A 23,949-nucleotide genomic window follows, 5' to 3' on the forward strand; every position below is an offset into this window, starting at 1 on the left:
AAAAACAGGTTGTCAGATTATGACAACCTGTTAATCATGTAATGGAGTGATTCAACTATTCCCCTAATACGGTTTTAGCTATTTTCTTATCTAATTCTTCAAAATCATGATACGAAATCGTTTCATATAATTCTTTTCTCGACTGCATATCAGAGACCCCGTTTTTTTGTGTTCCTTCTTCTTTAATTAAGTTAAAAATGCGCTCATAAGCTTTCGCTGCAACTCGTAAGGAAGTAACTGGATATATAACCATACTAAAGCCCATGCTTTGAAATTCTTCTGCTGTTATATAAGGTGTTTTTCCAAACTCTGTCATATTAGCTAATAAAGGCACATGTACTTTTTCAGCAAATAAACGAAATTCTTCATCGGTTTGAAGTGCCTCCGGAAAAATGGCATCTGCCCCAGCTGCCACATAATTTGTTGCACGTTTAATTGCAGCATCTAATCCTTCGTTTGCACGTGCATCTGTTCTAGCAACAACTACGATGGATGGAGCAACCTTTTTAATCGCTTGAATCTTTTGTTCCATTTCCTCAACTGTCACAAGCTGCTTTCCATTCAAATGGCCACATTTCTTCGGTAACTGTTGATCTTCAATTTGAACAGCTGCAACATTTGCTTCGAACATTTCCTGTGCAGTTCGCGCTACATTTAACACTCCTCCAAAGCCGGTATCAATGTCTACAAGCAATGGTATATTTGTTGCACGAACAAGCTCTTTCGCACGCTCTGCTACTTCAGTAGATGTCACAATACCTAAATCAGGTAAACCCTTGCTCGCTGTATATGCTCCCCCGGATAAATAAAGCGCCGAGAATCCAGCTTCTTTAGCTACAAGTGCTGCCATTGCATCATGTGCACCTGGAATTTGTAAGATCGATTCTTCGTGTATTAATTCTTTAAATGCAGTGGCTAGTTCTTCTTGTGTTTTTGGTCGGTCAACGATCCATGCCATACCAATCGGCCCCTCCTTGTTACTTCACTAATAAATCCATGAATTCATTCACATTCATTGCTGTAAGCTTATCATAATCATAACTTACTTCTTCAATTTGTTGTAGCTGTTTTCTTGAATACTGTGTTGCTAGGTTTGCAGCATATTTCTCCAAGATTTTTGGTACAGCCTCATCTCTACGGAAACGATGGCCTAGTGGATATTCACAATCTACCTTTTCCGTCGATGTTCCATCCTTAAAATGAACTTGAACAGCATTTGCGATCGATCGCTTATTTGGATCTAAATAATCTTTTGTATAATCCTTGTTTTCCGTGACCACCATCTTATCTCGCAATGTATCAACACGAGGATCTGCAGCCACTTCATCTTCGTAATCTTCAGCTACAATGTTCCCTTTTAACAGACCAATTGCTGTTATATACTGAATACAATGATCTCGATCGGCTGGATTATATAACGGTCCTTTTTTATCGATAATACGAATCGCAGACTCGTGGGTTGTTATCCTAATCTCATCAATATCATCGATACGATCCTTGACTTCTGGATATAATTTCACAGCTGCTTCTGCTGCCGTTTGTGCATGAAATTCTGCAGGGTAAGATACTTTAAATAGTACATTCTCCATAACATAACTATTAAAAGGTTGATTTACTGTTAATTCCTGCTTGTTAAATAACACATCTTGAAACCCCCATCCTGGAGCGCTTAAAGCTGTTTGATACCCCATCTCACCTTTAATAGCCATCATTGCTAAACGAACAGCACGACTTGTCGCGTCTCCAGCAGCCCAAGACTTACGTGAGCCAGTATTAGGTGCATGCCGGTAAGTACGCAAGCTCGAATTATCAATCCATGCATTGGATAAGGCATTAATTATTTCTTCACGCCCCCCACCCAACATTTCGGTAACTACCGCCGTAGTGGCAACTTTTACATAAAGAACATGGTCTAAACCTACACGATTTAAGCTGTTTTCTAAGGCAAGCACACCTTGTATCTCATGTGCTTTAATCATTGCTTCCAAAACATTTTTTACTGTTAAAGGCGCTTTCCCCTTTGCCAAACGTTCTTGGCTTACAAAATCAGCTACTGCAAGAATGCCACCTAAATTATCCGATGGGTGACCCCATTCGGCAGCAAGCCATGTATCATTATAATCTAACCATCGAATAATGGCTCCAATATTAAATGCGCCTTGTACTGGATCAAGAACATGGGAAGTTCCTGGTACTCTTGTACCATTTGGTACTACTGTTCCAGGCACGATAGGGCCTAGATGCTTCGTACATTCCGGATAGTTTAATGCCAATACCCCACAACCAATTGTATCAATAAGCACATAATGCGCAGTTGAATATGCTTCTTCACTTGTAATTTCTTTATTCAAAACATATTCGGTAATTTCCTCTAACAGCGTGTCTGTTTTTTTCTGTTCCTCTACTTTTAACATGTTTTTCTTCCTTTCTAACAAAAAAGTTCTTCATTCGTTTGATCTTAATAACTCTTGCCAACATAGTTAACACGTGGTCTGAAAAGACGGTTATGCTCGTGTTGCTCTATTACATGCGCAGCTAAACCAGCCGTTCGCGCACTAAAGAAAATAGGAGTATATAAACCAATTGGGATACCTAACATCCAATAAACAGGCGCCGCGTAATAATCAAGATTAGGATAAAGGCCTTTTTCCTCTTTCATTATTTTCTCTCCAGCTTCACACATTTCGAGTAAAAGATGGTCCCCCTTTTCATCACATAATTGCTTTAATGATTCCTTCATTACTAATGCACGAGGATCCATTTTCTTCATATAAACACGATGACCAAATCCCATGATCTTTTCTTTTTTTACCAGTTTTTTATGAAGCAATTCTTCAAATTCAGCTTCAGATTTTGCTTCATTTAACATGTACATAACCGCTTCATTCGCACCACCATGTAAATTTCCTTTTAGTGAAGCTACTCCACCTGTAAGCGCTCCATACATATCCGAATTAGTAGAAGCAATTACTCTTGCAGTAAATGTTGAATTAGGCATTTCATGTTCACTATACAAAAGTAACGAGCGGTCAAAAATTTCGGCCTCTACATTTTCTGGCTTCTTTCCAGTAATCATATACAAAAAGTTAGCACTATACGCTAAGTCTTGGTTTGGTTGCACAGCCTTTTGCCCCTGAATCAGTCTATAGCTATTAACTGTAATAGCGGGAAGTTTGCCTAATAATGCATAAGCACGGCTTTTATTCGCTTCCAAGGAACGATTATCGATATCCTCATCATAACCAGAAAGCGCTGACAATCCTGTGCGTAAACCATCCATTGGGTGCGTATGCTCTGGTAATAACGCTAAAAGATCCATTATATTTGAGGGAATATGATAATTTGAAGTTAGTTTTTTCTCTAAGTCAGCTTTTTCTTCTTGATTCGGTAGTTTTTTATCTAATAAGAGATGCACAATATCAATATAATCATTCTGTTTTGAAAGATCGATTAATTCATGCCCTCGTATAATAATTTTCTCTTGTTCCGTATCAAGAAATGAAATGGCTGTCTCTGAAGCTATCACTCCATCTAATCCTGGGACATACTGTTCTTTCGTACTCATATATATCCTCCTTTTAGAATTATTGATTCACTATATTTCTGTAATTTCTTTATTTTCTATCTCTATTATAGAATTGAAATGAAAATTAGGAAAATATATAATTTTAATTATCAGCCATAAATTTTTTCAATATCAAATTGCTAAACGAGGTGTCATTGTCTATGCGAATGCAAGATTGGGAAATGCTGTCCGTGCTTTATGAAACCGAAAATATTACAAAGACAGCAAAGCAGTTGTTTTTATCACAACCCACATTAACCTCCCGATTAAAAAAGCTGGAAAATTACTACGGTGTCCAACTAATTATTCGAAAGCAACGAGGGATTACATTTACACCTGAAGGTGAACAGTTAGCCCAACATGCGCAGAGAATGATTCACGAACAACGGAAAATAGAAGAACAGCTTCATAATATGAAGGAAGAAGTTGCTGGTACGATAAGGGTTGGTGTATCTAATTTCTTTGCATTAAATAAAATGCCAAAGTTACTGCGCCTATTTAAACAAAACTATCCAAATGTTGAGTTTCAAGTTGTTACTGGATGGAGCAGTGAAATGCATCGGCTTATCTTAAATCATGATGTTCATATTGGTTTTATCAAAGGGGATTATCTATGGAATGAAAACAAGGATTTACTTTATGAAGAGGAAATATGTCTTGCTTCACCGTGGGAATTCGAATGGGAAAACCTTCCTGATTTACCGCGTATCGACTACCATACGGATGAAAAAATGCGAAGTATCGTAGATCAATGGTGGTACAGTAATTATAAGCAAGGTCCAAATATAAATATTCAGGTCAATCAAGTAGAAACATGTAAAGAAATGGTTATTAATGGCCTAGGATATGCAATTATTGCAAATCTTGTTGTCCGTCCATATCGAGAACTAATTATCAAGCCACTTCACCTAGCATCCGGGAAGGCTATTACACGCAAGACTTGGATGTACTATCATGAGGATACCTTACAACTAAATATTGTTCATGCATTTGTTCGGTTTATCCAAACCTTAGATGTTAAAGCATTATAATAGGGCCTTCTATGCATGAAGTGCCCTGATCTAGCCTACGTAATGTTAAAGCACTTCTTTAGTCAGTAACCTCTCACAACTTTCCAAAGCCTTTCTAGTAATTTAATGCTATTTTCCTTGTAAAACTACTAATTAGCTGGAACTTCACATGCTATTCTATAAATTTATTTTAGAGAAGAATAAAGGGTTTACAAATTCTTAGATTATCTGGTAATATACTTGTATACAAGATAAACAAGTATATTAGTCTTAGGGAGAAATGCTAAAATGAATACGCTTTACCCAAAAGAATGGTTAGATAAATCATCAATTGGAGAAAGAGTAGCTGCTGAATTACGTATGCAGATTATTTCTGACCGTATTGAAAGCGGTTCCGTTATTTCTGAAAACAAAATAGCTTCACAATTCGGTACTAGCCGTTCACCTGTCCGGGAAGCACTTAAAGTTCTTTCTTCTGATGGATTAATTCAACTAGAGAGGATGGGAGCTGTTGTAATAGGATTCTCAGAAAACGACATCGAAGAAATGTATGACATCCGAAAAATGATTGAGTCATTTGTCCTTGAACGTGTAATCGAATCGGAAAATGATGATTTAATAAAGAAGTTAAGACAAATTATTGAAATGATGCGTATTTCGGTAAAGTATCAAGATGCCGAAGGGCTTACTATACAAGATTTGGACTTTCATGAAACCATAATTAGAACGATACATCATAACCAAATTATGCTTCTATGGTCTAAATTACGACCAGTGATGGAATGCTTTATTCTGCTATCAATGAGAAGACGGTTTATTGATAAACCAGAAGACGCAGAACGTATTGTTAGTAATCATATTTCGATCATTGAAGCTATTCAAAACAAGGATAGAGAATTACTAACTAAAGCAATCTATCAAAACTTCCATACACAGCATATGCTAGAAAAAGAAAGAGAGACAAAATAAACTCAACTAGATAAACATAAGCATTCGTGAAAAGGGTTACGTATTGCTTATCTTGCACAGAGAAAGGAAGATAAATATGCCGTTACTTATCGTCGCACTAGGTGTGCTTGTATTACTATTTTTAATTATGAAATTAAATATAAACACATTTATTTCATTAGTAGTTGTAGCATTCTTAATTGCTCTAGCATTAGGTATGCCATTAAATGAAATTGTCGCTTCAATTGAATCAGGAATGGGTGGAACATTAGGAAGTATTGCTTTAGTATTTGGACTTGGAGCCATTCTTGGTAAGCTAATTGCTGACGCTGGTGGTGCACAACGTATTGCCATGACGCTAATTAATAAATTTGGTGAAAAGAATATTCAATGGGCAGTAGTTATCGCCTCCTTTATTCTTGGTATTGCCTTATTCTTTGAAGTAGGATTAGTATTGTTAATTCCAATTATTTATCAAATTGCAAAACAAACCAATGTTTCATTCTTATCACTTGGTCTTCCAATGGCTGCCGCATTATCGGTTACCCATGGGTTTTTGCCTCCACATCCTGGACCAACCGTTATTGCTCAAGAGTATGACGCTAACATAGGTATGGTACTCATTTACGGGATTATTGTTGCTATTCCAACAACATTAATAGCTGGGCCATTATATGCAAAAATCGCTAAGAGGCTCGTCCCTTCTGCTTTTGAAAAAATAGAAGGTGGAAGCCTTACTGAAATTGGTGATGCAAAACAATATAAATTAGAAGAAACACCTAGCTTCGGAATAAGTGCATTTACTGCACTATTTCCTGTCTTGTTGATGATGCTATCAACGATCGTTTCGTTAATCCAAGAAGGAATTGGGGCAACAGGCTGGTTTTTCGATTTTATTGAAATCCTAGGTTCACCCTCTACGGTAATGTTACTTTCTGTTCTATTAGCAATCTATACAATGGGGGTGGCAAGACACATCCCAATGAAAGATGTAATGGCTTCAGCCGAAAGTTCAGTAAGATCAATTGCCATGATGTTATTAATCATTGGTGCAGGTGGTGCTCTAAAACAAGTATTAATTGACGGCGGTGTAGGTGACTATGTTGCTCAGATTTTTGAAGGAAGTGCGATTTCTCCTATCATTCTTGCTTGGTTAATTGCTGCTGTTTTAAGAATTGCTCAAGGTTCTGCAACAGTCGCTGCCTTGACGACCGCAGGATTAGTAATTCCATTAATGGCAGGTACAGACGTAAACTTAGCATTAATGGTACTAGCCACTGGAGCAGGAAGCTTAATCGCTTCACATGTTAACGATACCGGATTCTGGATCATAAAAGAGTCCTTTGGTTTAACAGTTAAAGAAACCTTTTTGACATGGACCATGCTTGAAACGATTATATCGGTAAGTGGTCTTGTGTTCATACTATTGATCAGCGCATTTGTTTAATTGCATTATAAAAGACCGAGAATCCAGGTTCTCGGTCTTTTAATAAAATGAAGGTAACCACTCTATTTTTTGAACGCATTCCTTTTAATATATTCGTCCCTTCTTGTTGAAGAAATTGGTTATACGAACTACTGTTAACTTCGTAAATGGCAATTCTTCCATCTTCATCATAATGTATACCCCAACCAAATTTCTTTACTAATGGGGAAGCTCGAAAACAAGCTCTTGATTTAGAAAAGAATGCTTCTCTTATACCTTCTATTTTCCTCTGGACAATGTTGTTCTTAATAAGCTACGTTTGAAATTGTACATCCACTTGAGTATAGGTATATGGATTTTCCCTCATTAGTTCGTACTCAATTGATGCAATCGTTGGTTTATTGTTTCTTGGAGTTGGTTCCATCCCTGAAGTAGCTGTGGAATCCTCCGAAACAGTAATAAACGTATTTTTATAACTCATGGCAAATCACCCCCCATTCAGTATTCTAGAATTCATCACTACGTATTCGACCAAGCCCAATTTTATATTTTATACGTTTCTATATCTCTTTAGCCTATACCTGCTTCATCCATATATTTTCTTATACTGGACATAAGATCCGTTTTCTTCCATGAGTACAACAGTGAACCAAGAGGTGAAGAGATTGAAAGTTGAAATCAACGGTAATACATTGGAGCTAACCGTCGCTGATATTACAAAGCAAAACACCGATGCCATTGTTAATGCTGCAAATGGAACATTAATGGGGGGCGGAGGTGTTGATGGGGCTATTCACCAAGCTGCTGGGAGTAAATTAGTACAAGCTTGCAAAACCATCCGTGAACAAAAACTTCATGGGGAAAGATTATCTACTGGAGAAGCAGTTATAACAAATGGATTTCAACTTCCAGCAGCCTATGTAATCCATACCGTAGGTCCCGTGTGGAATGAGTCTAATGCCTCGACATTAGATCAAAGATTAATGAATTGTTACATAAATTCATTGCAATTAGCAAGTAACTACGATTTATCAAGTATATCATTCCCCTCTATTTCGACTGGTATTTATCGTTATCCGCTAGATAGAGCTGCACAAATAGCGATCCGTTCCATTGGTCAGTATCTACAAAGCCATCGATTCGGAGAGGCAACGATGACACTATCTTCTAAAGATGACTATTACGTTTATAAAACAGAACTAGATAAGATAATAAACCCGACGTGAAGTACACGCCGGGTTTGACCTTATTTCTTTTGTTGTATTAGCTGAATCAGGCTGTATAAATCTGCCTCTATCTGCTTGCAGACTGATTCATCTATTTTCTTTTGCTTCTTCCTTTTTTCTATATGCTGTATTAAATTGCGAGTTTGTTTAATTGCTTGTTCCATTTTCCCTTTTTGAACATGCTTTTCCACATTGCCTAATTGATGGATAATTTGGTCGGCCATCCCCTTGTTCAAATCTTCAGCTTTCTGGAATTTTATTAACTGTTCGGTTATTTGCTCGAAGATCTGATTCAGATTATCGTAGCCAAGCAATTCGATTTCTGAAATGGTTGTACGGTCAGCGCCATTGTTTTTGGTGATTTCCAACTGGTAGTGACTGTATTTATTTGGACTTTCTATTTTAAATGAACGTGTATAGTTACGCCATTTAAATGACTCATTTTCTCTAGAATCAATTATCTTCCAATCCTGCCCATTATTAGATCCCTTTAACACCCAGCTTATTGGATCATATTTTTTATCTTCTCCAGAAGTGATGGTATACATCTCAGCTTGCAAAGGGGCATTCGTAAATTCTGTTCGAATACGAGCTACTTGATCATCTATATGCCATTCCGTTGTGGATGCATTATCAAATAAACGTTTCTGTTCGTTAGTAATACCACTATATTTATTGTTATCGGTTAAATCATGCATTGGGGGAAGTGGAATAGTCGTACCATCTGTTTTCGTATCTACAATAGAATTAGGCAAGGCTTCATCTGATGTACCCCAATCGGAAGGTTCACTTCCCATTTCATATTCGATGGTGCCACCTTCCAAAATTCTTTGATGGGAAATGGTTAATTTATTATGATCTTCCCCATTTATAGTGACATTTTGAATATATTTATTCGTATCACTAACCTCAGGAGCAAGAATTTCCAAATCTTTCCCATTCTCTAAATGAATCGTCATTTTTTCAAAGAAAGGCGCTCCTATGGCATACTCCCCTGTTCCCATCGTTAAAGGATAAATTCCTGCAGCACTTAATAAATACCAGGCAGACATTTCACCATTGTCTTCATCACCTGCATAACCTTGACCTATCTCACTACCGATATACTGTCTAGATAAGATTTCCCTTACTTTGCTTTGGGTCTTCCAAGGCTCTCCAGCATAATTATACATATATACAATATGATGAGCAGGTTGATTACTATGGCCATACATGCCCATCCTTACATCTCTTGCTTCACGCATTTCATGAATAACACCACCATAATGACCTGGATACGTAGCTGTCTCCTTGGTGGAAAAGAATGCGTCTAGTTTATTAGCAAGTCCTTCCCTGCCTCCATAAAGATTCGCTAAACCTTGTCCATCATGCGGAGCATGAAATGCCATATTCCAAGCATTTGTTTCTGTATAATCCCCTCCCCAACTTCGTGGATCGAAGGTTTCTTTTGTTTCACGCCATTTTCCATCTTCAGCTCTTCCCATGAAAAATTGAACTTGTTCATTAAAGAGGTACCGATACTGTCTGGAACGATTTAAGAAATACAGATAGTCATCATCCAGCTGATCATAATATGGATTCGTACCATTTTCTTGTTTCTTCATCGCTCGCGCGAAGTTTGCAATGCCAAAATCATTGATATAACCGTCCATGGACCAAGACATTCCTTCACTTATAGCCGTACTGGTATAACCATTAAAGATAGACGTTTCTAATCCCTTTCTTCCAGTAGCCTGACTCGGACTAACCACCGCGGCATTTTTTAATGCCGATTCATAAAATGACGTCACATCAAAATTCTTAACCCCTTTTGTATAGGCATCTGCAAATGCAATATCCGAACTTGTACCTACCATCAGATTTGCATAGCCAGGAGAAGACCATCTAGAAATCCATCCACCATCTTTGTAATGCTGAACAAATCCGTCGATCATTTCTCCGGTTTTCTGTGGAGTTAATAATGTATAAGCAGGCCAAGCTGTTCGATAAGTATCCCAGAACCCATTATTCACATATGGTTTACCATAATTCACCTTTGCACCAGTCTCTGTAGGTGTATCTTCACCAACTGGTTCAGAGAAAGGACTTGCATATTGATATACTGGTTCTGCCACCGAGCCAACATTTTCATATGCTATATTGGGATATAGGAATAAGCGATACATATTCGAATACAGGGTAGTTAGTTGATCATAATTTGCTCCTTCTACTTCAATTCGACGTAACTTGTCGTTCCATTGTTGATTTGCTTTTTCTTTTACATCTTCCAAGCTATCCTCTTGCGATATTTCCTGCTGTAGATTCTTCTTTGCTTGCTCCACACTAATTAGTGACGTAGCTATTTTCATATTAACTTCCTTGCTATTTCCAATATCAAATTTATAATAACCCGCCACATTATCTCGATCATTTCCTGGAAGCTTGCTCGACTCCGCTATCGGTTTATCAAAGGTTGCATAGATAAACATTCTTGTCGCTCCTGCTGAGAGGCCACTTTTAACATCAGAGTAACCAGAAAGACTCTGTGATTCGGGATGTAAGCTTAATCCACCATTATTATTTACATTATCGAAAATTAGCTTCGATTGATTATCTGGGAACGTAAAACGAAACATCGCTGCATGGTTCGTTGGGGCCATTTCTGTGACAATGCCATTTTCAAAGCTTACTTTATAATAATGTGGTTTGGCGATCTCATTTTTATGCTGAAAAGCTAATGCACGTTCTGATCGATCAGCTGTCGGTTCTCCTTCCGTACTTGAAGGCATCACTTGAAAGGTCTGCCTGTCTCCCATCCATGGGCTTGGTTCATGACTGACGGAGAATGCCTCTAGTTCTGGAAGATTTTCCTCATTATTATCTTGATGATAACTATACAGCCAACTGGTAGAGCCAGCATCTGTAACTGGTGTCCAAAAATTAAATCCATGCGGTACAGCTACTGCCGGTATATTATTCCCCCGAGAAAATGTACCATTTGATTGAGTGCCTCTTAAAATATTAACATAATCCGTAAAGTTATCTGCTTCCTCATCAATTGCATCGCCGATTTTTATATTATCAACAGATCCTTTAAAGGTTGTCGGTCCATTTGGGTTATCGTAAGCAACTAAAATTCTTTTGATTGTCTTCCCTTTAGCTACCTCCCCAATCATTGCTTCTTTATAATTCCATTGATTTGGGTAGAGTGTGTTGGAATTCCCTTGCTTGGTCGGATGGAGTACAACTCCATGCTGATCTTTCACTCCTAGTTCACTTAAATAAGAACCATCACTAAAGGCAAGATCGATGGAAGCATACGTACTTGAATAATCATTTTCCTTCGTATCCATAAATAATGGACTAATAAAGTACGAAAGCTTTGTCTCAGCAGTTACAGGAATATCAACATCATACACCTTATTATAGGAATACGCCCTTCCTTTAGAAAGATGTGTACCCTCATACGTAAATGCCTTTAATCCTTCCCAACCGACATTCGTTTTTGCTGTATAAGACCTTGGTGGTCCATCACTTTGATACGATTTCATATCGGTTGGTGGCTCTTCCGGAGTATCCTCCCCATTGGAAAGGGCAATATCGGCCAATTGTATAATATCACCACTATGATTTTCTCGTAATTCAAAACGATAATACTTGTACGCCCGATTATTTTCAAAGGTATAAATTTTCCGTTCAAATCGGTTCTCGAAAGATTGATTTTCTCGCGAATCAATTTCGACCCAATCTTCACCGTTCGAGGAACCAAAGACGCTCCATTGCTTCGGATCTCTTTCTGGAGAGTCATTTGCCGAAGTAAACGCATATTTTACAAGTTTCTCCTTCTCAGATAATTCCATCTCTATCCAACCATCGGATTCAAATGCCAACCATTTCGTATTTTGATCATTATCGATTAACTTTTCTTCGATTTCGTTTGGGGGATTATTCGCACTTGCTGTAATGCTTTGCACTTTATCTGTTATATCCCCTTGGATTCTATCTTCATCAATATTGCCATCAATACCTGATGCTTTTTCGTCCCCCTCTCTATCCACCTCAACTGTATTTTCCCACGTAGAGGTTCTGTCATTTTCTTCAAATGAAGTAAAAAAATCCATCTCTTGTCCATGAGTCACCATATTACTTGCTGATGTAAGAAGCAAAGTTAAGAGGATTGCAAAAAACGCATACCTACCATACTTCTTAAATTGATAAAACTTCAATGATTCATTCCCTCCCAGGTTTAAATAGTATGGTTACTCAAAATCTCTCCCCCTCCCATTATTGATAACGCTTACAAACATCATGTTATAATCTCCCTTCAGAATACAACTTATTTTTAGGATTTTCTTATGAAAAGCTGGATTTTTCTATGCTCATGGGCTATATAACTACAAGAATTTAGTAATGACTGACTAGGCTAGGAATTTGTAATGATAGCTTTAGCATGATTTACCATACATTTTCATTCGTATAGGAATTCAAATCAATTGGAATTATATGAAGTAGGAAAGAATGAGGTGTCTATTGTGATAAACGAAGAAAACAACCAACAAGTAAGCAAATGGTGCATTGTAAGCATGGCATCCATTCCGCTAGTAATGACGTTAGGTAATTCGATGCTAATTCCTGTTTTACCTATATTTGAAGACAAGGTCGGAATCACTTCTTTTCAATCCAGCATGGTCATTACCAGTTATTCGATTGCAGCCATCTTTCTTATTCCGGTAGCTGGTTACTTATCTGACCGTTATGGAAGAAAAATCGTGATTTTACCTAGTTTAATACTAGCCATGATTGGCGGCATTATTGCTGGTATGGCATCATGGAGAATGGCTGATCCGTTTTCATGGATCATCGTTGGTCGTATTTTGCAGGGCATTGGCGCTGCTGGAGCAGCACCGATCATTTTACCATTAGTTGGTGATCTCTATAAAGATGATGATGAAAAGACAAGCTCTTGTTTAGGAATCGTTGAAACATCAAATACTTTTGGAAAAGTACTAAGTCCTATTCTCGGAGCACTGTTTGCTTCATTTTTGTGGTTTTTACCGTTTTTCTCCATTTCTTTTTTCAGCCTAATTTCAATTGTTCTTGTTTTTTTCTTTATAAAGGTTCCAAAACAGAAGGAAGAACCACCGCGATTTAGAACGTTTTATGAAAAGACAAAAACAATCTTTAAAAATGATGGTAAATGGCTTTATACCGTCTTTTTCATTGGGATTCATTTAATGCTTGTTTTATTTGGGGTATTATTTTTCTTATCGGATATTTTTGAAAAACAACATAGCTTGTACGATGTAAAAAAAGGGTTTGTCTTAGCTATCCCTCTCTTTTGCCTTTGTGTTGCTTCTTATATTACAGGTAGAACAATTAAAGGTAATTTAAAGATTATGAAAAGCGTAATCATGCTAAGCTTAATCATTTCCTCTGTAAGCGTTATTTTTGTAGGCTACACAAGTAATAACTTAATCCTATTGCTTATCATTACCTCGTTACTAGGTACTGCCATTGGAGCAATACTCCCCACACTCGACGCAATGATAACTGAAGGAATTGAGAAAGAGGAACGTGGCACCATTACTTCATTTTACAGCTCTTGTAGATTCATCGGAGTTGCCTTAGGTCCTCCGGTTATATCGATGACGATGAATCATTTCTTAAACCTGACTTATATGGTCATGGGAATAATTGGGGTTTTCCTTCTCCTTTTGGTATGGAAATGTATCAAAACAGACAATAAGGAACAGTCGGTTCAATAACATAGCTTATTTATACTAATAAGACAGGATAGATACCGCTTTGTAAGCAAGTATCTATCCGCTTGATTATTTATTTCCTGTTCTTTTTTTGATTAAAAGAAACGTATTGTTACAACAAACTGGACAGGTACTTTCTTTTAACTGCTCGATTGTTTTAAACGGAAAGTTGGCCCCTACCTTCCTTTCTATCCCGCAACTTTTACATCGGTAAATACGAAACGACTGCTTCATTTCTCCAGTATATATTGGGTCTTGGTATTCTTGTAATAAATCAATTGGTATCTCGGTTGAAGTCGTTGTTTTCATAATCAACATCTGACTTTGGTTAGCAATCATCTGAGCACCAAGATAATGATTAAATTGAGGTAATGTAGCTGTTACACTCAATCCTAAACGAATGAATATTTGCTGCATTTTCAGCATAAATGCTGGTGATTTGTGTGCAAATGATAAGAAAATAGGCATGCCACTCTGCCTCTTTAAGGCATGAACTCCCCGTGAAACAAATAGTTCCATCCCTTGTAAAGTATAGGGCGGATCAGTAAGAAAGCAATCATATCTGCTGACATACGCACTAGCGACTGGTTTTCGCATATCATGCTCTATACATGTAATTGGTAAGTTTTTTTCCTTTGCAATTTTATTAATAAATGCAAGAAAACGAGTATCAATATCCATTACATCAATCCATGTATGAAACTCCGATTTCCTAGGAAATAATTTTTGTAGAAGTAAACCTATAGCTACACTTACAAGATCATCATCGCCCACACATAATATTCGCTTTCCAATAAGAGAACGTTCACTTAAACATAGAATAGCTCTCCGTAAGCTTGTTTCAGGAGTACACAAAGACTGATCTAATTGCACATTTACTTGGGGACGTTTGGAAAACAAATCATGAAGAATGATAAGAATACTGTCCAAATCAGCTTCCAAGTTATCTGGTCTTGATAATAACCGTTCATGGAGCTGTTTATCTAATCCTTTATAGTCCAACGATTGTTCAACAAGGGCTTTTCCTTTTTGTGTACACCGTACTCCTCTGTCCTGCTTTAATAATCCATTTTCAATTAACTCTTTTTTTATTGCAACTGTAACAGGCACTGGTAATAAAACCTTTCTGGCCAATATTTTCGTGGAAATTCCAGGAGTTAAAAAACATTCAATCATCAAGTGCTCAATTACAAGAGAACCTTCTTCTAAATCAAGGTTTCCATTTACCTGTTCTATCACCTTTATCATCATGATACCTCCATATAATCTCGTTATTTTCCTTCCATCGGCTAACTTGCTTTTCTACATTCATCATTCATTCCTCCTTTAAATTGTAAAAGGCGTAACTGTTGTACTGGATGTAACTTTCTACCATCCCTTGCTCCCTCTATAATTATCGCTTCCACTCGAATGTAAAAAAGACAGCAAATGAACATACGCCATTCGCCGTCTTTGACTTAGAGAACCCCTAAAAAGCAGAAAAATCCGTACTCGAACAGCACGGATTTGGGTTTCACGATAGAAATAAAGACAAATTAACCGTTGTTCTTGCTAATTCAGAAGGTTAAAAATTCATCACGAAAAAACATTTATATTTACTCAAATAAAATGAAGTGAATTTTAACCTTATTTAGTTACTGAATTAGTTGAAAACACCTGTTAACATGAAATTATCTCCTCTTCATATAGAGTTGTCGTAAGCATAACATAAATACATCAACAATACAATTAGCTTTGCTTCCTTTCATTTTTTGGCTTATTCTTTATCTGAATATAAAGAGAGCCCTTTGGTTCTACTTCTGCATGAGTGATTTCCGATATGGTAGCAATGCCAATTTCCTGAATCTGCCGGTCTAACCAAGGGATATCCAAATTTAATTTAGCTAAATTAGTTACATTTATTTTTCCACTTGAAATAACTTCTACTGGTTCAGGGCTATCTTTCGTTTTTGAGAGCTGCTGCTTCGAATGTTTTTGCAATACCGATAACTTTCCACTTGTTTCAAAAATCGCCTGGTCCACATCATTTATCGAAAAGATATTTTTCTCTCGCAATAAAGATTGCAGAGAGTCAATCGTTAATCTTGTCTTGCGCAAGGACTTTTCCAGCAGTACCCCATTTTTTATGACTGTGATAGGCTGGCCATTCACCACTTTTCTTACCTTCTTTGATTTAATATCCAAATATCCCATCAGTATTGTAAACAAAGCCCATGCAATAAGAGCTATCATTCCGATATGTAAATGAGTTTGTTGATTCATAATTGTATCTGCAGCTATGGAACCAATCGTCATCGCGGAAACAAAATTAAAAAATGTCATTTGACTAATTTCTTTTCTTCCCATCAATCTAGCTAAGCATAGCAATACGAGAAAAGATACCACGATCTTTAATAGTAATTCAAAGACACTCATTCGCTCAACCTCCATCTAGTACAAGTATTTCGAAGGGAGGTGATTTTTATACCGCGAAATATCCTTGTATTAAATTAAGGTACTTAATTCTTTTTTTAATATGTTTATCGTGTGTTGCCTTGCTCTTCCTTCCAGTCTATCAATCATCAACTGTTCGAGAAACTCCCAGATGTCTTCTAGTTTTCTGCGAAGTTGATAAAATTGAAGAGCGGATTCATTGATTTTAAACTGGTTATGCCTCTGTCGATAAACATCTAGAAACTGTTTAAAGTAAGGCTTATCAACAAAGAACATTAAATCTGCTTCGACAGGTGCTAGTTTTAACCCCTCCCAATCAATTAGAATAAGTTGATTAGATGTCTGCATTAAATTCCAATAATGGAGATCTGTATGACACAATCTCATCGTTAATTTGGCATTTTTTAATGACGAAGCTAACCTTTTCATTTCAGATAGTAACTGCTCCAAAGGATCCTGATAAAACCATAGCAGTTCTCTAATGTCAGTTGGAAGCTTTTCTATTGCTTTCAAACTTTTGGTTAGCTGACTTAAAAACGGAAGATCATACGATTCCTTGAGTGCATATAAGTTCATGGGTATTTCTTTTTCACCAAACGTATGCAATTTGGATAGTAATTTCGCAAGATGGATGATTTGGGATTGCGATAATTTTGTATCACCAATCGTATCCCCCTCAATATAGTTGTATACCATATATACGGCTTGATCATCTTCACAGGTATAACTGTCATTCTTTGTTAAAATAGGGACTGGAAGATGGCCATTTAATTCCGTATTTTCTTCTAACCATTTAAGGACTGGTGCATAATCGTTGATTAACTCTGTATACTTTGGCGTGGAAGCCCGTTGCTTTTCATAGACCTTTAGAAAGTAGGCCTCAGTTCCGATCGACACTTTATAAGCAAGCGAAGCCCAACCTCCTTTTTGTTCTTGTATCGTTGGTAATTCTAAATTATAGTATGTTTTTAACATAGAAGTTAGACGGTTCATTTCATTTCACCTTCTTTTGGAATTTCCTTTATTGCCGAATACACCTTTTTCACTCTCATAGAGTACGATATTTGATGTAAATGTCGTATATGAGAATGGAACCAATAAATGCTATCTCTGTGATTCAGAAACTATTTGCGAATATTATTCGTATCCAACATTCCATTTAGTGCAATGCCAAGATTGCGAATTAGTATTTCAAGCAAAAACGGACGATATAGATGTGAGTAAACTCATTACGGATATATATAACGAGGAATGGGTAGAAATGAGAAATACCTATACAAAAAGCACATTCGATAATTTATGAAGGCGTAATCTTACACGTTTTCGGTTATATTTATTTTGTTTACTATTAAGATTGGTAAAGTAAGCTATTGAATCAATCAACGAAGGAATGGTCTTCGTTTCTACATTGCTGTATTTCTATTATTTATTTACTTAGCTTACGTTTTTTTTAAAATAAGGTTTGGAGACTAAATGAAGAATCAAATGAAACGTTTACGTAAAGCGAAGCAATGTAGCGTTTCTCGACATACCATAAATGCAATTGAAAACAGTAAATATAACCCTACACTAAAATTAGCATTTCAAATTGCTTTTGTGCTAAATACTCGAGTGGACGCATTATTTTTTACGGTGGTGATTAATAATAAGTTGGTGAATCATCTTCGCTATATTTGTATGGGGCTTTTGAGGGAGTATCCAAGCACTCTCGCTAAACTAATTTTTCATTTTTTCCGCAAGTGTTGTTTTAGGTTGAGGTGCCCCATCCAAACGTACGTATTGTTTTAATTAGTGCATACAAGTTTAATTATCCTTCCTAGGATGATATCTCATCGTACCTTATTCTACTCTTTCTGGGCTTGGGTAATCGTAACCCATGGTATCGATAGTAACAGATTTCATCGTTGGGGATTCAGCAGCATCTATACTCATCTCCACCATTTTATCTACCGCATCCATTCCATCAATGACTTTTCCAAATGCAGCATAATCTCCATCTAAGTGAGGCGCATCTGCAACCATGATAAAAAATTGAGAACCTGCTGAGTTAGGAGCATTTGATCTTGCCATGGAAATAATACCACGCTCATGCTTTAGATCATTTGTAAAATCATTCGAGCTAAATTCTCCTTCTATTGAATATCCTGGTCCGCCAGTTCCGTTTCCTTGCGGGTCACCGCCCTGAATCATAAAATCAGGAATTATTCGATGAAAAGTGAGCCCGTCATAAAACGTATCATTCGCTAAGCTAATAAAATTTGCTACCGTATTCGGTGCTATTTCTGGATAGAGCTCAATCGAAATTTGTTGGTCATTCTCCATGGTTATGGTTGCAATCGGATTTTCGCTTACATCTTCTGGATAGTTTTGATTGTTTTCTTTCTTTCCTGCTTTCCCTTCTTCCGTCATATCGCTACATCCTACTAAAGCGAATACGATAAGAAGAATAAACAGAGGCCATTTCCACTTTTGTAACAGATGGTTCATCTTTTACTCTCCCCTCATAAATATTGCTTGTCTGTATTATAACATGAAAAAAAGCAACTACCTTTCCCTTATAGAGAAAAGAGCTGCCTTTGTTTGATAATATCTAATTATTACGCATACCTTTCATAATTAAACTCGCTATGAAAATTAATACAATCGCTCCGATTAAAGCTGGAACGATATAAAAACCACCAGTTTCTGGTCCCCATTCTCCTAAAATAAGAGAACCTAACCATGCTCCTACAAAACCAGCAACAATATTTCCTATTATTCCCCCAGGGACGTCACGACCAACAATTAGGCTCGCCAACCATCCAAGAATTCCTCCAATAATTAAAGACCAAATAAATCCCATTATTCATACCTCCGTATAATATAACAATTAGGTTTAAATTGCCCAGTAATTGTTTTTTTATACATATACCAATAAATAGATTTATTCGAATTAATTATGGAAACATCTCAATGATTCGTTGATAGGACATACACTTTTCATGGTTATCGTATATATTGGTAAGGATAAGCCAATCATCACATTGATACCGTTCAGATAAGACTTGTAGTTCCTCTTTTACTTTGGATGGGCCGCCAATAATCATCCGTTTCCGGTTGTTTTGTATCCGTTGTCTGTCTTTCTCATTCCAGCTTCTTGCTTTTACTTCTACTACACTAGGCACACGACTATCCAATCCTTTTTCTACTTGAAGTAACCAAGCGTCTTGGCTTATTGCTAATTCTTCTGCATGATCATCGGACTCACCGCAAACAATAAATATTGCTGAACGTGCAAGTGGATTGTTTAGATAACCAGTAGTAAATGTTTCTTGATACGTTTGAAGGGCAGCTTCTCCTCTGTACGGATTAATGAAATGTCCATAAACATAGCCAATTCCTAACTTAGCCGCAAGTTCTGCACTATTTTCTCCCAGACCTAATGAAAAAAGTTTCGGGGATTCTTTTGTACGTGGTGCTGCTCGGACACTCCCTTCTCTATTGAGATAACGTGCTAAGGCCGCTAATTTATCAGGATATTCCTCCTGTTGATTTGGCTTTCCATCAGCCAATAGGGCCCTAATGCGCTCACTACCACCTGGAGAGCGGCCGACACCTGCCTCTATTCTATCTGGAAACAGTGCTTGTAACTGTAATAATTGAGAAGCCACTTTATATGCACTATATTGAGGAAGAAGAATCCCACCACTCCCGACCGATAATTGCTTTGTATTGCTTGCTATAGCGGCCATCATAATCTCTGGTGAACTGGATACAAGCCCCTTCGTTCCATGGTGCTCTGCGAACCAATAACTATGATATCCCAATTGTTCAACATATTGAGCAACTTTGATCGTTTCTGCAGCTACTTCCTCTGCACTACTTTGTTTTGGCTGTGCCATTTGATCCAATATGCCAAACCTCATGATCGATTTCCCCTTTTCACCTCTATCATTAACTATTATGATAGCGAAATATCAAACCATTCACCAAAGCATATGCTTTCTAATAAAAAAGGTGGTTACCCCTAGTATTCCACTTTCTTATCCGTTTCCAACCAACTTACAAACGGAAGATTGTACTTTTCAAATTGCATTTGTTTGATTGTCAGTTTCCTTTTTTCAATGGGCTTATCTAATTCCTGATAAATAAATGCATCATCAAAACCTGCATCAGCTGCTTCTTTTTTAGTTGCAGCAAAATAAACAGCTTTCGGCCGTGCCCAATAAATTGCTCCCATACACATGGGACATGGTTCACAACTCGTATAGATTTCACAGTCTGCTAATTGAAAATCATTTACATGCTTACATGCATTGCGAATAGCTTGTACTTCGGCATGTGCTGTAGGATCGTTTATCACCGTTACTTGATTACATCCCTCTCCGATAACCTTCCCATCCCTTACAACGACTGCTCCAAATGGACCACCATTGTTTGTTTTCACATTATTGACTGCCAATTCAACTGCCATCTTCATGAATTCTAACTTCATCTACTTCCCCCTATTAAAAAGGTATTTTCCATATTCTATTCTAGAATAATTGAAGCTATTTTAATTATTCCTCGTTTTTATAAAGTTATAAATCATCTCTTCCATTTTACTATCGGATACCAACCTAGTAGAAGCATACTAAAAAGTTCGGATATTTATATTATAGAAAAAAAGGATTATCCTTTTTACTATATCTGTTTATTTCTTAATATAAAAAAGAAAGCTGCGATAAATTGCAGCTTATAAAAAGAGAACATTATATTTCATCTTCAAATGTTAAGTTGATTGGCTCATTAAGTAATTGTGGTTCGATTTCTAAATTAGTTGTTGGAACGTCTTTACCTACTTCATCAAAACAAACGTGATCAACCCAAACCTGCCCTTGACCCGATAAGATTATTCCAAATGCAATCATTTTACTTTCCTTCGGTATATCTAATACGATAGTGTATCGATTCCAACCTGTATCTCCTTTTATTGGCCGATTACTCATATTATCAAATTGTAAGACATCCTCAGCAGCATCATCAACTCTCATCCACATACCAGAAAAGGATTGAACACATGCTGTTCTAAGAAAACAGGATAATCTCATTCTTTTTCCTATAAATTTATCTGCTTTAAATTGCTGCATCATTGTCGCAAAATGAGTAGCATCCAATACCTTTGTTGATTTAATATAACCTGACGCTTTCCCTTGATGGACCACCTTATGGTCCTTTCCTATTTCATAATTAAATGGGTCTACTCCGCTTAAAAACCATCCCTTTAAACCATTGTTCATATTATTTTCCTCCTTTTGTTTTGTCACCCATGACATCACCTTTCTATATTGACCAGGCGGGATTTGATAATATCTTTTAAACGCTCTTGTAAAAGCTTCCTGAGACTCAAAGCAATAATCATAAGCAATATCAATAATTCGATCCTTTGTATATAGCAACCTAATCGCTGCATTTGCGAGACGCCTTTTACGGGTATATTCTGATACAGACAAACCGATTGTTTGTTTAAAAATTCGATGGAAATGAAATTCAGAGAGTCCTGCTAGCTGAGCAATTTTTTCAGTCCCTATTGATTGATGCAAATTTCCTTCTATATACTGAATAACTTCATTAATTATTTCCTCATATCTCATGGCCCCGCTCCCTTCCCATATATAAAGCATATCAAATAGGAACAGGTATGTTTTGATAATTTTTGCGATATTAAAAAAGAAGCTTTCGTCAGTCCGAAAGACGAAAGCTTCTTGAAAGATATTACGCGTATGTCTCTAAGCAATATGACGATTTTTTTCGAGTGCGTTCAGCCGCCTGTTGTTTGTTGCAATGATGTAAATGATAATTCCCCAAATAATCATAGCTAGAATTGAGCCAATATTAAATATGCCTTTTTCAGCTGTCCACATAATCGAATAACCTACGGACCCTAATAATAATGCGTAATAGCAAAATGGCAGTAATGTTTTACGTATGACATGCCCTTCCTTTCCAACTAAACCAACTACGGCAGATGCTGCAACGACATTATGCACACATATCATATTTCCGGCAGCACCACCAACTGCTTGCAAAGCAACCATCCAAGTCGGATTTCCACCGATTTGGTCTCCAACTCCATATTGGAATAGAGAGAACATCATATTACTAACTGTATTACTTCCAGCTACAAACGCACCAAGTCCTCCAATGAACGTTGCAAATATTGGGTAAACCGAACCAGCAAGATTTGCAACTCCTTCTGCAAGTACAAGCGGCATCTCCTGATACCCCGCTGCACCACCATCAGAATTGAGGAATACTTGCACCATCGGCACTGTAAAGACAAGCGCAGATCCCGCGAGAATCATCGTTCGGGCTGAATCCTTCCATGCTCTGGCAAAATCTTGTCCTTTCATTCCATGGATATAATAGGTAATAACGGCAACAACGATAAAGATAAAACCCGGGGAGAATAAAATTTCCCAACTTGACGATATTTCTGTACCAAATATATTTGGAAGTGTAAATGTAACGGATTTTAGCCAGTCTCCGACTTCTGTCAGTCTGGAAATTAGCAATAAAATTGCAATCAGTACGTAAGGTGTCCATGCACGCCACATACTTATTTTACCAGCATAAATATCACTTTGTTTGAGTTCAATTTTCCCTGTCCAGGTAGGATCCCAACGATCTTTTGCCTCAAACTCCCAAATTTCATCATTTTTAGGCATGAGAAAACCTTTTTTAGCTGCTGGAATAACAATTAATAATCCGATAAGCCCGCCAATCATTGCTGGAAATTCTGGACCTAAGACGTTTGCAACAATCACATACGGAATGGTCATTGCTAAAGATGCAAAGAGTGCAAACTTCCACACCTTTAAACCTTCGCTAAATGATCTGTTCTTCCCGAAGAATCTAGTTAGAATACTTACTAAAAATAAAGGAATAAATAGTCCCGCTATAGCATGCAGGAGGGCTACCTTCCCTGCGACACCAAATACGAAAGTAGAAACGTCTGTGATTTGTGTAAGTGGTTCAATACCGCTGCCCACGCCTACAATCATAGGAGTTCCGACAGCACCAAAAGAAACTGGTGTGCTTTGGATAATCATCCCTGATACAACGGCTGCCATTGCTGGAAACCCAAGCCCTACCAATAATGGAACGGCTACTGCTGCTGGTGTACCAAATCCTGCAGAGCCCTCAATAAATGAACCAAATAACCAAGCAATGATAATCACCTGAATACGTCGATCCGGGGTAATGTCGGTAAAACCTCTACGAATGGTGTGAAGACCGCCGCTTTCTTGTAATGTATTCAAAAGTAAAATAGCACCAAAGATAATAAATAAGAGCGTAATGGCAACAATCAGTCCATGCACGGAAGCAGCTGCGACCTTCGGAAAAGCTACATCCCAAACAAACAAAGCTAATAACACAGCACAAAGATAAGAAAGTGGCATTGCCTTGCTTGCTGGCCACTTTAGTCCTACTAGGAATACAGCAACAACAATTATCGGCAGAAATGCTAAAATTGCTAACAACCCATTACTCATGATCATATCCCCCTTAATAAAATTTTTTATAGAAAACAACAATATCACCTCCTATAACCAAGAAAGCAACATTGTTGTTAACGGAT

Annotated in this window: 18 protein-coding genes and 2 pseudogenes; 6 read left to right on the forward strand and 14 right to left on the reverse strand. The window is 37.2% G+C overall.

Annotated features, from left to right (window positions below; all coding sequences use genetic code 11):
• Window positions 1-55: 55 nt before the first annotated feature.
• Genes prpB through mmgD form a run of 3 tightly spaced genes read right to left on the reverse strand, consistent with a single transcriptional unit; the run spans window position 56 to window position 3,565 of the window.
• Window positions 56-958, reverse strand: a complete 903-nt coding sequence (prpB, locus tag M948_RS32685) for a methylisocitrate lyase (protein WP_021290680.1) — start codon at window positions 956-958, stop codon at window positions 56-58.
• A 19-nt stretch (window positions 959-977) separates the two neighbouring features.
• Window positions 978-2,414, reverse strand: a complete 1,437-nt coding sequence (gene prpD, locus M948_RS32690) for a 2-methylcitrate dehydratase (protein ID WP_021290681.1) — start codon at window positions 2,412-2,414, stop codon at window positions 978-980.
• 44 nt (window positions 2,415-2,458) lie between these two features.
• Window positions 2,459-3,565, reverse strand: coding sequence for a citrate synthase (gene mmgD, locus M948_RS32695; RefSeq protein WP_021290682.1), 1,107 nt, complete (start codon window positions 3,563-3,565; stop codon window positions 2,459-2,461).
• Window positions 3,566-3,726: 161 nt separating this feature from the next.
• Between mmgD and M948_RS32700 the strand changes: the two genes are divergently transcribed.
• The 3 genes from M948_RS32700 (at window position 3,727) to M948_RS32710 (ending at window position 6,970) form a co-directional block, all read left to right on the forward strand.
• Window positions 3,727-4,596 (forward strand): LysR family transcriptional regulator, encoded by an 870-nt coding sequence (locus M948_RS32700; RefSeq protein ID WP_021290683.1) that lies wholly within the window; start codon window positions 3,727-3,729, stop codon window positions 4,594-4,596.
• Between the two features lie 267 nt (window positions 4,597-4,863).
• On the forward strand, window positions 4,864-5,544 hold the full coding sequence (locus M948_RS32705) for a GntR family transcriptional regulator (protein ID WP_021290684.1): 681 nt from the start codon (window positions 4,864-4,866) through the stop codon (window positions 5,542-5,544).
• A 76-nt stretch (window positions 5,545-5,620) separates the two neighbouring features.
• Window positions 5,621-6,970 (forward strand): gluconate:H+ symporter, encoded by a 1,350-nt coding sequence (locus tag M948_RS32710; protein WP_021290685.1) that lies wholly within the window; start codon window positions 5,621-5,623, stop codon window positions 6,968-6,970.
• Here M948_RS32710 and M948_RS43625 read toward each other — a convergent pair.
• Window positions 6,954-7,430: pseudogene (locus tag M948_RS43625) on the reverse strand (DUF6157 family protein). The gene M948_RS32710 and the pseudogene M948_RS43625 sit on opposite strands and share 17 nt — an antisense overlap.
• Window positions 7,431-7,605: 175 nt before the next feature.
• Between M948_RS43625 and M948_RS32720 the strand changes: the two are divergent.
• Window positions 7,606-8,175, forward strand: a complete 570-nt coding sequence (locus M948_RS32720) for a macro domain-containing protein (protein WP_369759872.1) — start codon at window positions 7,606-7,608, stop codon at window positions 8,173-8,175.
• A 20-nt stretch (window positions 8,176-8,195) separates the two neighbouring features.
• Here M948_RS32720 and M948_RS32725 read toward each other — a convergent pair whose 3' ends face one another.
• Entirely contained in the window at window positions 8,196-12,380 is a 4,185-nt protein-coding gene (locus tag M948_RS32725; protein ID WP_021290688.1) for a GH92 family glycosyl hydrolase, read from the reverse strand.
• A gap of 357 nt (window positions 12,381-12,737) precedes the next feature.
• Between M948_RS32725 and M948_RS32730 the strand changes: the two genes are divergently transcribed.
• The gene (locus tag M948_RS32730; protein ID WP_051170061.1) at window positions 12,738-13,919 is read left to right on the forward strand and encodes an MFS transporter; all 1,182 of its coding nucleotides are present in this window, start codon (window positions 12,738-12,740) and stop codon (window positions 13,917-13,919) included.
• A 66-nt stretch (window positions 13,920-13,985) separates the two neighbouring features.
• Here M948_RS32730 and M948_RS32735 read toward each other — a convergent pair whose 3' ends face one another.
• From M948_RS32735 to M948_RS32745, 3 genes are all read right to left on the reverse strand, one after another.
• The gene (locus M948_RS32735) at window positions 13,986-15,167 is read right to left on the reverse strand and encodes a bis-aminopropyl spermidine synthase family protein (protein ID WP_308436505.1); all 1,182 of its coding nucleotides are present in this window, start codon (window positions 15,165-15,167) and stop codon (window positions 13,986-13,988) included.
• 477 nt (window positions 15,168-15,644) lie between these two features.
• On the reverse strand, window positions 15,645-16,331 hold the full coding sequence (locus tag M948_RS32740) for a DUF421 domain-containing protein (protein WP_021290692.1): 687 nt from the start codon (window positions 16,329-16,331) through the stop codon (window positions 15,645-15,647).
• A 69-nt stretch (window positions 16,332-16,400) separates the two neighbouring features.
• On the reverse strand, window positions 16,401-17,342 hold the full coding sequence (locus tag M948_RS32745) for an aminoglycoside phosphotransferase family protein (RefSeq protein WP_021290693.1): 942 nt from the start codon (window positions 17,340-17,342) through the stop codon (window positions 16,401-16,403).
• A 480-nt stretch (window positions 17,343-17,822) separates the two neighbouring features.
• On the opposite strand from M948_RS32745, the pseudogene M948_RS43630 reads away from it, so the two are divergent.
• Window positions 17,823-17,975 (forward strand): annotated as a pseudogene (locus M948_RS43630) (helix-turn-helix transcriptional regulator); the annotation flags it as partial.
• 213 nt (window positions 17,976-18,188) lie between these two features.
• Here the strand turns inward: M948_RS43630 and M948_RS32750 are convergent.
• From M948_RS32750 to M948_RS32775, 6 genes are all read right to left on the reverse strand, one after another.
• A complete protein-coding gene (locus M948_RS32750) occupies window positions 18,189-18,836 on the reverse strand; it encodes a peptidylprolyl isomerase (RefSeq protein WP_031335413.1) in 648 nt (215 codons plus the stop codon).
• 103 nt (window positions 18,837-18,939) lie between these two features.
• Window positions 18,940-19,191 carry a GlsB/YeaQ/YmgE family stress response membrane protein gene (locus tag M948_RS32755; RefSeq protein WP_021290695.1) on the reverse strand — a complete coding sequence of 84 codons (252 nt, stop codon included), beginning with the start codon at window positions 19,189-19,191 and terminating at the stop codon, window positions 18,940-18,942.
• Between the two features lie 94 nt (window positions 19,192-19,285).
• Window positions 19,286-20,254: an LLM class flavin-dependent oxidoreductase gene (locus M948_RS32760; RefSeq protein WP_021290696.1), complete on the reverse strand. Its 969-nt coding sequence runs from the start codon at window positions 20,252-20,254 to the stop codon at window positions 19,286-19,288.
• A 101-nt stretch (window positions 20,255-20,355) separates the two neighbouring features.
• Window positions 20,356-20,823, reverse strand: a complete 468-nt coding sequence (locus M948_RS32765) for a nucleoside deaminase (RefSeq protein WP_021290697.1) — start codon at window positions 20,821-20,823, stop codon at window positions 20,356-20,358.
• A 256-nt stretch (window positions 20,824-21,079) separates the two neighbouring features.
• Window positions 21,080-21,961: a helix-turn-helix transcriptional regulator gene (locus tag M948_RS32770; RefSeq protein ID WP_021290698.1), complete on the reverse strand. Its 882-nt coding sequence runs from the start codon at window positions 21,959-21,961 to the stop codon at window positions 21,080-21,082.
• A gap of 135 nt (window positions 21,962-22,096) precedes the next feature.
• Window positions 22,097-23,863: an L-lactate permease gene (locus M948_RS32775; RefSeq protein WP_031335414.1), complete on the reverse strand. Its 1,767-nt coding sequence runs from the start codon at window positions 23,861-23,863 to the stop codon at window positions 22,097-22,099.
• Between the last annotated feature and the right edge of the window lie 86 nt (window positions 23,864-23,949).

This window comes from Virgibacillus sp. CM-4, from assembly GCF_000445495.1.
Taxonomy (GTDB): domain Bacteria; phylum Bacillota; class Bacilli; order Bacillales; family Amphibacillaceae; genus Virgibacillus; species Virgibacillus salexigens.

Coding starts and splice junctions, on each gene's coding strand:
- prpB (WP_021290680.1), bottom strand. CDS start 958: ATGGCATGGATCGTTGACCGACCAAAAACACAAGAAGAACTAGCCACT.
- prpD (WP_021290681.1), bottom strand. CDS start 2,414: ATGTTAAAAGTAGAGGAACAGAAAAAAACAGACACGCTGTTAGAGGAA.
- mmgD (WP_021290682.1), bottom strand. CDS start 3,565: ATGAGTACGAAAGAACAGTATGTCCCAGGATTAGATGGAGTGATAGCT.
- M948_RS32700 (WP_021290683.1), top strand. CDS start 3,727: ATGCGAATGCAAGATTGGGAAATGCTGTCCGTGCTTTATGAAACCGAA.
- M948_RS32705 (WP_021290684.1), top strand. CDS start 4,864: ATGAATACGCTTTACCCAAAAGAATGGTTAGATAAATCATCAATTGGA.
- M948_RS32710 (WP_021290685.1), top strand. CDS start 5,621: ATGCCGTTACTTATCGTCGCACTAGGTGTGCTTGTATTACTATTTTTA.
- M948_RS32730 (WP_051170061.1), top strand. CDS start 12,738: ATGGCATCCATTCCGCTAGTAATGACGTTAGGTAATTCGATGCTAATT.
- M948_RS32735 (WP_308436505.1), bottom strand. CDS start 15,167: ATGATGATAAAGGTGATAGAACAGGTAAATGGAAACCTTGATTTAGAA.
- M948_RS32740 (WP_021290692.1), bottom strand. CDS start 16,331: ATGAGTGTCTTTGAATTACTATTAAAGATCGTGGTATCTTTTCTCGTA.
- M948_RS32745 (WP_021290693.1), bottom strand. CDS start 17,342: ATGAACCGTCTAACTTCTATGTTAAAAACATACTATAATTTAGAATTA.
- M948_RS32750 (WP_031335413.1), bottom strand. CDS start 18,836: ATGAACCATCTGTTACAAAAGTGGAAATGGCCTCTGTTTATTCTTCTT.
- M948_RS32755 (WP_021290695.1), bottom strand. CDS start 19,191: ATGGGATTTATTTGGTCTTTAATTATTGGAGGAATTCTTGGATGGTTG.
- M948_RS32760 (WP_021290696.1), bottom strand. CDS start 20,254: ATGAGGTTTGGCATATTGGATCAAATGGCACAGCCAAAACAAAGTAGT.
- M948_RS32765 (WP_021290697.1), bottom strand. CDS start 20,823: ATGAAGTTAGAATTCATGAAGATGGCAGTTGAATTGGCAGTCAATAAT.
- M948_RS32770 (WP_021290698.1), bottom strand. CDS start 21,961: ATGAGATATGAGGAAATAATTAATGAAGTTATTCAGTATATAGAAGGA.
- M948_RS32775 (WP_031335414.1), bottom strand. CDS start 23,863: ATGAGTAATGGGTTGTTAGCAATTTTAGCATTTCTGCCGATAATTGTT.